Origin of the sequence: Ferrovibrio sp. (assembly GCF_041906005.1) — a bacterium.
Lineage (GTDB): Bacteria > Pseudomonadota > Alphaproteobacteria > Ferrovibrionales > Ferrovibrionaceae > Ferrovibrio.
In genome coordinates, this window is sequence record NZ_JAYRJY010000005.1 from 36,896 (window position 1) to 46,211 (window position 9,316).

Below are 9,316 nucleotides of genomic sequence, written 5' to 3' on the forward strand. Positions count from 1 at the left end.
CATGACGAAAGAGAAGACTCACAACCGCTCCGGATCGATGCCGAGCAGCGTCTTCGCGCCGCCAGTGATCTGCGCCAGATGGCCGGCGCTCTCGGCGAGGATGTTGTCGGCGTAGAAGCGCGCCATGGCAATCTTGGCCTTGAGGAACGCGGCATCGCCGGCACCGGCCTCAAGGCGCCGGCTGGCGGCCAGCGCCGCTTTCGCGAGCAGCCAGCCCGCAATGATCGTGCCGCACAGATTGAGATAGGGCTGGGCGACCGCGAGCCCCAGATTTGGATCGGTCTTGCCGGCCATCAGGATGTAGTCGGTGCCGGAGCCCAAGCGCTGCAGCGCCGGCATCAGACGGTCATGGAGCGCCGGCAGATCCTCGCCCTTGCTGCCGAATTCGGCGAGGCTTGCCGTCATCATCTCGATGAGCGCCCGCATGGCGCGACCCTCGTCGCGCTGGATCTTGCGCCCGACCAGGTCGATGGCCTGGATGCCGTTGGTGCCTTCATAGATCGCGAAGATACGGGCATCGCGGTAATGCTGGGCCGCTCCCGTCTCCTCGATATAGCCGGCGCCGCCATGGACCTGGACGCCGAGGGAACTCACGCGAATGCCCTGGTCGGTGCTCCAGGCCTTGACGATGGGAATCATCAGGTCGACCAGCGCCTGCGCGCGCGCGGCCTCGGCCTTCACGGGATGTTTCTTGGCGCGGTCGAGGGCGCCGGCGGTGAAGAGGGCGAGGGCCCGCGCCCCTTGCGTCAGTGCCCGCATGGTGGCGAGGTTCCGGCGCACGTCCGGGTGATGGAGGATGGGCAAGGTGACGCCGGCCGGCGCACCGGCGACGGCCGATTGCACGCGCATCCGCGCATAGGCGCTCGCATGCTGTGTCGCGCGCTCGGCAACGCCGATCCCCTGCACGCCGACGGTGAGGCGCGCATTGTTCATCATGGTGAACATATGCGGCAGGCCCTGCAGCGGTTCGCCGACCAGTTCGGCGACGGCGCCGGTCTTCTCGCCATAGGCCATGACGCAGGTGGGCGATCCATGAAGGCCCAGTTTGTGCTCGATCGACAGACAGGTGACGTCATTGCGCGCACCCAGGCTTCCGTCGTCATTCACCAGGATTTTCGGCGCCACGAACAGCGACAGGCCCTTATGCCCCGCGGGGCCGCCGGGATGGCGCGCCAGCACCATGTGAATGATGTTGGGTACGAAATCGTGCTCGCCATGGGTGATGAAGATCTTCTGACCCTTGAGCAGGTAGCCGCCTTTGCCGTCCTCCTCCGCACGCGTACGGATGGCGCCGAGATCGGTGCCGGCCTGCGGCTCGGTCAGATTCATGGTGCCGGTCCATTCGCCGCTCACCAATTTGGGCAGGTACTTCTGCTTCTGCGCGTCGGTGCCGTGGTGATAAAGCGCCTCGACCGCGGCCTGTGTCAGCATCGGACAGGCGGCAAAGGCGACACTGCCGCCGTTCCAGATTTCCTGCAGCGCCGTGGTGATGGCCCAGGGCATGCCTTGCCCGCCATAGGCGGGATCGAAGGCGACCGCATTCCAGCCATCGGCCACGAAGCGCTGATAGGCGTCGCGATAGCCCTCCGGCGTCGTCACCTTGCCGTCCTTGAAGGTGCAGCCCTTGTCGCCGTTTTTGTTGATGGGGGCCAGCACTTCGCCGGAGAAAATGCCCGCTGCCTCGAAGATCGCCGCGACCGTCTCCGGCCCGGCTTCCGCGTAACCGGGCAAAGTGGCGATCTCAGGGAGACCCGCGATCTCCTCCAGCATGAACAGGATATCCTGCAGCGGTGCTTCATAGGCACTCATGACGTCCCCCGATCGGCTTTGGCGTCGTTCAGTCTAGCTTGGCGATTATTAAAGAACCTTTCCAGGGTTAAAGCGGCCTTGCGGGTCGAGGGCGGCCTTGATCGCGCGCATCGTCTGCAGGGCGACTGGGCTTTTCAGGCGCCGGAGCTCGGTGCGGCGCAGCTGGCCGATGCCGTGTTCGGCGCTGATCGAGCCCTTGTGTGCTGCAACATGATCGTGGACGAGTTGATTGATGGCAGGCGCCAGGCTTTGGAAGGGGGCTCCATCGCCACCAGCCGGCTGCAGCAGGTTGAAATGGAGATTGCCGTCGCCGACATGGCCGAAGCAGAGCAGGCGGGCCGCCGGATAGTCGCGCGCCAGGGCGGCGCCGGCGTCAGCGACGAAGGCGGGGATGCCGGCGACCGGCACGGCGATGTCGTGCTTGTGGCAGACACCTTCCCTGGGCTGGGCGTTGACGATGCCTTCACGCAGGCGCCAGAGGTCGCCTCGCTGGCTCTCGGATTCGGCCAGCAGCCCGTCGCCGATTTCGCCCGCCTCCAGCGCTTCGCCAAGCGCTCGTTCAAGGGCGAGGGCAATGTCGAAATCGGCTGAAGGGGTCGCCGCTTCGATAAGCAACGCCCAGGCCGGCAGCTGCTCCAGCGGCTGGCGCAGGCCGAAATGCTTCTGCGCCAGTTCCAATCCGAAGCGCGGCAGCAATTCGAAGCTGATGAGCTGGTCGGCGGTGGCGGCGCGGCAGCGGCCGAGCAGCACGGGTGCTTGCGCGAGGTCGGAAAGGGCCACCAAGGCGGTGCTGCGCGCCTTGAAGGCGGGGAAGAGTTTCAGTGTCGCGGCCGTGATCAGGCCCAATGTGCCTTCCGCGCCGATGAAGAGCTGTTTGAGGTCGTAGCCGCTATTGTCCTTGTGCAATGTCGTCAGCGCATCCAGTACCGATCCGTCCGGCAGGACCACTTCCAATCCCAGCGTGAGGGCGCGGGCGTTGCCGAATTTCAGCACATTGATGCCGCCGGCATTGGTCGCGAGATTGCCGCCGATCTGGCAGGAGCCTTCGGCGGTAAGGCTCAAGGGAAAGAGACGATCCGCCGCGGCGGCCGCTTCCTGGATCGCACTCAGAATGCAGCCTGCTTCGACCAGGATCGTATCATTGGCGGTGTCGAGGGCGCGGATGCGGTTCATGCGGCGCATGTTGACGATGACCGCATCGCCGCTCATGTCAGGCGTCGCGGCACCCGAGAGTCCGGTATTGCCCCCTTGCGGCACCACGGGAATGCCGAATTCGGCGGTGAGCTTGACGAGGGCGGCGGCCTCCGCCGTGCTCGCTGGCAAGGCGAGGCCGCAGGCCTTGCCGTGATAGAGGCCGCGCCAATCGGTGAGGCTGGGGCTGAGCTCCTCAGGAGCGGTGAGGAAGCCCTTGGGCCCCAGCAAAGCCAGGGCGGCCTGTCGGAAGGCCGCGCTATCCATTTATTTCCTTCTCGCCTTGCGCTTGGCCTGGGTGGCCTTGGCAAGTTTGCTTGTGCCCACAGCACCGGCCATGGCGGCGGCACCGGTGACACCCTTATAGGGCGGCTGGGCGATCGCCTGGTGGCTGGCGCGCAAGGCTTCCGACCATTTGCGGCTCAGTTCCTCGAAATAGGCATCGCCATGATGGATGCGGTGCACCAGTTCGGGCGCGCAGGCATCGATCGGCAATACCATGACATCGAGCGGCAGGCCGACGGCGAGGTTCGAGCGCATGGTCGAATCCATCGACAGCAGGCCGAGTTTCAGTCCTTCGTAAAGATCCGTCTCGAAGGTGACGGCGCGGTCGAGAATGGGCTTGCCGTATTTATGCTCGCCGATCTGCAGATAGGGCGTGTCGCCGGTCGCTTCGATGAAATTGCCGGCTGAATAGATCATGAAGAGGCGCATGCGCCGGCCCTTGATCTGGCCGCCGAGCAGCAGGGCGACGTCGAAACCGGCCTGATGCTGCTCCAGGCTGGGACCGTCGGTGCGATAGACCTCGCGCACCGCTTCGCCCACCAATTGTGCTGCCTTGAACATCGAGGGCACGTTGAGGAGCGTGCGCTTTTCGTCGGAATCCGGGTCGGGCAGCCCTTCGGTCAGCAGGCTGATGACCGATTGGGTGATGGAGAGATTCCCCGAAGATGCCAAGGCAATCGACCGCTCTCCCGGCTCGCCAAAAAGATGCAGCTTGCGGAAACAGGAGATGTTGTCGATCCCGGCATTGGTCCGGGTATCGCAGATCATCACCAGGCCGCCGCGCAGCTTCAATCCAACGCAATACGTCATGTTGGCCGTCTTCGAATCCGTCGCTCGGTCAATATTCAATGCCCCTCCGGGGTGCAGGTTCCGTTATAGACCGCGCAGGTGAGGCTTGCCAATCTGTGCGATCAAACCCTCTCTTGCGAGGAGAGAGGGAGATCGCCGGCAAGGGGCTTCACGCCTGAAGTTGCTGGCTCGCTTGCACGATTGCTGCCACCGGCTGCTGCCAGCGGGTCTGGTGGGCGGGGTCGTTCTGGTAGGTGTCGGCGACGGTCACCTCGACCTCCATGCGTTCGGCCTGACCGCCCGTGCGGGCCCCGCGGATGGGCGAGGCGCCGAGGAAATCGAGACCGGCAGCGACGCGGATATGTGCCTCGGTCGGGCAGATGCCGTTGGCGGGATCAAAGCCCACCCAGCCCAGGCCGGCGACATAGGCCTCGGTCCAGGCATGGCCCGCTTCCTGGTGAATATTGTCGTCCGAGCGCATCAGATAACCGCCGACATAGCGCGCCGGAATCCCCAGATGCCGGGCCGCCGCGATGAAGACGTGGGAAAGATCCTGGCAGACACCCTGCTTCAGGCGGAAGGCATCGGCGGCGGTGGTGGCGGTATCGGTCTGGGCGGTATCGAAATTGATCTCGTCATGAACGGCCGCCAGCAGGCCGTGAAGAATCTTCAATTCGCTGCCGCCGGCCTTCGCGGCAATCCCCTTGGCGAAATCGGCGATGGCGGCGTCGGCCTGGGTGAGCGGCGTGTCGCGCAGGTAAAGCTCGGGTGGGAATTTCTCGAGCGCGCCGCGCACGATGCCGTTGGTATCCAGCATCTCGACCTCGCCCTCCACCGTGATGCAGAGGCTGGTCAAGGGTCCGTCGAGCGAGAGCATGTGTAGGGCATTGCCGAAGGAATCCTCCCCCGGCCGCAACGTGCCTTCCTGGTCGAGGTCGATCTGCCAGCGGCGCACATACTGCCCCTCGTGATTGCGTGGGGAAAGGCGCAGGGCCTGGATCATCGAATGCACCGGATGATCGTAGGTGTAGCGGGTGCGGTGGCGCACATGGATCAGCATCTGGCCCTCAACTCAAATATTGCGCGGCGACGGCGGCGCCGAGCCGGTTGTTGTTGGCGGTGAAGCCGGTGATGAACTCATGAAGGCCGCCCTGGAAGATCTGCTCGATGCGGCTGTTCTCCAACTGCACATGGATGGCGCGGGCCAGGCGTTGCGCCTCGCCATGCCGCCCATAGGCGCTGGAGAGGCGTTCGAGATTGGCAACGATGGCGCCGTAGCAGGAGGCAAGCGAGCGCGGCATCTGCTGATTGAGGATGAGGAGGTCGGCGATGAGCCAGGGCTGCAAGCCCTGCCGGTAGACCCAGTGATAGGACGTGAGGGCAGAGACGGCGCGCAGGATCGCTGCCCATTGCGAATAGTCGATGCCCCCGCCCACCGCCGCGTGTTCCGGCAGCAGCACATGGTATTTGACATCAAGAATGCGCGCCGTGTTGTCGGCCCGTTCGATGAAGATGCCGAGCCGCGCAAACCAATAGGCGTCGTTCCTGAGCATGGTGCGATAGCCGGAGCCGTCGACGCGCAAGCTGACTTCCTTCACCCAGTCGAGGAATTCCATCAGGCTGTCGGGATCGGTGGCGCGGGCCGCCATCTGCGGCAGTTCCAGCCAGGCGCCGTTGATGGCTTGCCACATTTCCGCGGTGATGGCGGTGCGGACAGCGCGCGCATTGGTGCGCGCCACTTCCAGGCAGCGCTTGATCGAGGAAGGGTTATCCTCGGAAAAGGCCAGGAAGTGGGTGACGCTGGCGGCATCGGTCCGGTCGTGGAAGCGGTGGAAGAGATCGCCACAGCCGGCGGTCGCCAGCGCACTTTCCCACTCATTGCCGCCGCTGCCATAAGCCTTGGGGAGTGCTGAAAGCCGGCTTGCCGCCTCCAGCACGCGCGCCAGGTAATCGGCGCGCTCGACATAGCGCGACAGCCAGAAAAGGGAATCGGCGGTACGGCTCAGCATGTTGCTATTCCACCACCCCGGACTCTTCCACGATCCAGGTATCCTTGGTGCCGCCGCCCTGGCTCGAATTCACCACCAGCGAGCCTTCGCGCAGGGCGACGCGGGTAAGGCCGCCGGGGACGATGCGGATGCCGTCGGCGCCGGTGAGGATGAAGGGCCTGAGATCGACATGGCGGGGTGCGATACCCTTGTCGACGAAGGCAGGGCAGGTGGAAAGGGACAGCGTGGGCTGCGCCACGTAATTGGCGGGGTCGGCCTTGAGGCGATCGCGGAAGAGGGCGATGTCGGCCCCCGTGGCATGCGGCCCCACCAGCATGCCGTAGCCGCCCGAGCCATGCACCTCCTTCACCACCAGTTCGGAGAGATGATCTAGCACATATGAGAGATGTTCAGGATCGCGGCAGCGCCAGGTCGGCACGTTCTTGAGCAGCGGCTCCTCGCCCAGGTAAAAGCGCACCATATCCGGCACATAGGAATAGACGACCTTGTCGTCGACCGCGCCGGTCCCCACCGCATTGGCCAGCGTCACATTGCCGGCGGCATAGGCCGCAAAGAGGCCGGGGACACCCAGCATCGAGTTGGGATCGAAGACCAGCGGGTCGATATAGGCATCGTCGACCCGGCGATAGATGATGTCGACGCGCTTGGGCCCCTCCGTCGTGCGCATGAAGACGATGCTGTCGCGCACGAAGAGATCGCCGCCCTCGACCAATTCGATGCCCATCTTGTCGGCAAGGAACGAGTGTTCGTAATAGGCCGAATTGAATTGGCCGGGGGTGAGGAGGACCGCGGTCGGGTCCTTGGTCGCGTTGCGCGGTGCTGCCGATTGCAGCGTGGCCAGCAATTCGTTCGGATAGTTTTCGACCGGGGCCACGCGATGCGCGGCGTAGAGTTCCGGCATCAGCCGGATCGAAATCTCGCGTCCGCCCAGCATGTAGGAGACACCCGACGGTGTGCGGGCATTGTCCTCCAGCACATAGAAATCGTCACCATCGACGCGCACGATGTCGATGCCGGCGATATGGATGTAGATGCCGTGGGGGACGCTGAGGCCCGCCATCTCCGGCCGGTAGGCGGGATTGCGCCAGACGAGATCGGCCGGGATGATGCCCGCCTTGAGAATTTCGCGCGGCCCGTAGATGTCGGCGAGGTAGAGGTTGAGCGCCTTGATGCGCTGCTCCAGCCCGGCCTTGAGCCGCGCCCATTCGGTGCCGGAGAGAATGCGCGGGATGATGTCGTAGGGGATGATGCGCTCTTCGCCCTGGGCGTCGCCATAGACGGCGAAGGTGATGCCACCGCGGCGGTAGAACAGCTCGGCCTCGGCGCGCCTCCGCTCTAACTGGGCGGAGGTGACGCCGTCGAGCCAGTGCGCCACCTCGAGATAGGGCGTCCGGACCCCGCCGTCCTCCAGCCGCATCTCGTCGAAGGCCATCTGCGCTCCCGTTGCTCTTTTTGTGGCGACCGCGTTTGGACCGCGGCCCGGCGACCTCACCTGAAACAGCAAGGGCCATGCCAGCACCCGGCCACTTGGATTGATTGCACAATTTCCCGCCTGTCGACGGCGGAGGCGGGTCGCTCGCTCACTTTTTAGGCAATGCCGCCGATTCCGGCGGCGCTGGGTAAGGAACCGCGTCTCGGGCACATCTGTTCCCGGGTGTTCCCGGGATCTGCGTTCGCGAAATGTTTCACGTGAAACATATAATAAAACGCATTTAATATAGGACCGTTGCCGGATCGCAGGCGCCGCATTCAGTTCTGGCATCGGCGTTCTGTAATGTTATAACAATCCGCAGAGACGCCGCAGCAACCCCCAACGAGACACAGCATGGCTTTCAGCATGAGCATCGCCCACCGCCTGGTCGTGGCTGCCGCCTTGGGTGCCGCCCTGCTGCTGCTGTTGCGCTGGGCGCTGGCCTGAGCGCCGCCATGGCGGCCGACCATCTTACGCACGGGCATTCGCACGCGCATGCACCGATGGTGACGATCGGTGGCAGCGATGCGGCCATCACCCTCGACAACGTCACCATCGCCTATCAGCGCCATCCGGCCGTGCATCATTTGAGCGGCGCCTTTGCCAAGGGCAGCTTGACCGCCTTGGTCGGACCCAATGGTGCCGGCAAGAGCACGTTGCTGAAGGCCATCGTCGGTCTGGTGCCCTTGAACGGCGGCAAGATCGCGGTGGCGGACCGTGCCAACCTCGCTTTCCTGCCCCAGGTGACGGATGTCGACCGCAGCTTTCCGATGCGCGTGCGCGAAGTGGTCGATCTCGGTCACTGGCGGCGCATCGGCTCTTTTGGCCGGCTGACCCCTGCGATGCGCGAGGCGTCTTCAGCCGCATTGGCGCAGGTCGGCCTTGCCGGGTTCGACGACCGGCCGATCGCCAGCCTTTCGGTCGGACAGTTCCAGCGCGTGCTGTTCGCCCGCCTCATTGCCGCCGACGCGTCGCTCATCCTGCTCGACGAACCCTTCAACGCCGTCGACCAGCGCACCATCTGCGACATGATGCAGCTGATCGATGGCTGGCACGCGGAGGGGCGCACGGTGATCGCCGCCCTTCACGATCTCGATTTCGTGCGGGCGCATTTTCCGCATTGCCTGCTGCTGGCGCGCGAGCCGATCGCCTGGGGCGAGACTTTGAGCGTGCTGACGCCAACCCACCTCGCCAGCGCCCGCATCCGGGCCGATAGCTGGACGCATTCTGCCGACATCTGTGCCGCCTGATTCATGCTTTACGACTTGCTGATCGCTCCCTTCGTCGATTTCGCCTTCATGCGCCGCGCGCTGGTGGCGGTGATCGCCGTGGCGCTGGTGTCCGGACCCCTGGGCGTCTTCCTACAACTCCGCCGCATGAGCCTGATGGGCGATGCGCTGGCGCATGCCATTCTGCCCGGCGTCGCCATCGGCTTCTTCCTGTTCGGACTCGATCTCTGGGCGATGAGTGTGGGCGGCCTCATCGCCTGCCTTGCCGTGGCATTGCTGAGCGGCGCCATCGCGCGGCTGACGCCGCTTAAGGAGGATACGAGCCTTGCCGCCCTCTATCTCGTCTCGCTGGCGCTCGGCGTGCTGATCGTTTCCTTGCGCGGCAGCACGCGCGATCTCCTCCACATCCTCTTCGGATCGCTGCTCTCGATCGGCAGCGACGGGCTGATCCTGGTGGTGGCGACCGCCATCCTGTCGCTCATCGCTTTCGCCATCATCTATCGCACGCTGGTCGTGGAATGTTTCGACCCGCT

At 64.6% G+C, this 9,316-nt stretch carries 8 protein-coding genes; 2 read left to right on the plus strand and 6 right to left on the minus strand.

Annotated elements, in window-relative coordinates:
- Positions 1 to 18: 18 nt before the first annotated feature.
- The 6 genes from ACE3OO_RS19930 to ACE3OO_RS19955 all read right to left on the minus strand — a co-directional run bounded on the left by ACE3OO_RS19930 (position 19) and on the right by ACE3OO_RS19955 (position 7,515).
- A complete protein-coding gene (locus ACE3OO_RS19930; RefSeq protein ID WP_374305790.1) occupies positions 19 to 1,809 on the minus strand; it encodes an acyl-CoA dehydrogenase in 1,791 nt (596 codons plus the stop codon).
- Positions 1,810 to 1,857: 48 nt separating this feature from the next.
- Positions 1,858 to 3,267 carry an FAD-binding oxidoreductase gene (locus tag ACE3OO_RS19935; protein WP_374305793.1) on the minus strand — a complete coding sequence of 470 codons (1,410 nt, stop codon included), beginning with the start codon at positions 3,265 to 3,267 and terminating at the stop codon, positions 1,858 to 1,860.
- Entirely contained in the window at positions 3,268 to 4,095 is an 828-nt protein-coding gene (locus tag ACE3OO_RS19940; RefSeq protein WP_374305796.1) for a peptidase, read from the minus strand.
- A 148-nt stretch (positions 4,096 to 4,243) separates the two neighbouring features.
- Positions 4,244 to 5,134, minus strand: coding sequence for a transglutaminase domain-containing protein (locus tag ACE3OO_RS19945; RefSeq protein WP_374305798.1), 891 nt, complete (start codon positions 5,132 to 5,134; stop codon positions 4,244 to 4,246).
- A gap of 7 nt (positions 5,135 to 5,141) precedes the next feature.
- Positions 5,142 to 6,083: an alpha-E domain-containing protein gene (locus ACE3OO_RS19950; RefSeq protein ID WP_374305800.1), complete on the minus strand. Its 942-nt coding sequence runs from the start codon at positions 6,081 to 6,083 to the stop codon at positions 5,142 to 5,144.
- A gap of 4 nt (positions 6,084 to 6,087) precedes the next feature.
- Positions 6,088 to 7,515 (minus strand): circularly permuted type 2 ATP-grasp protein, encoded by a 1,428-nt coding sequence (locus ACE3OO_RS19955; protein ID WP_374305802.1) that lies wholly within the window; start codon positions 7,513 to 7,515, stop codon positions 6,088 to 6,090.
- A 542-nt stretch (positions 7,516 to 8,057) separates the two neighbouring features.
- Here ACE3OO_RS19955 and ACE3OO_RS19960 point away from each other — a divergent pair.
- Entirely contained in the window at positions 8,058 to 8,804 is a 747-nt protein-coding gene (locus ACE3OO_RS19960) for a metal ABC transporter ATP-binding protein (protein WP_374305804.1), read from the plus strand.
- 3 nt (positions 8,805 to 8,807) lie between these two features.
- Positions 8,808 to 9,316: metal ABC transporter permease (locus ACE3OO_RS19965; protein WP_374305807.1), on the plus strand; the 509-nt coding region annotated here is incomplete at its 3' end.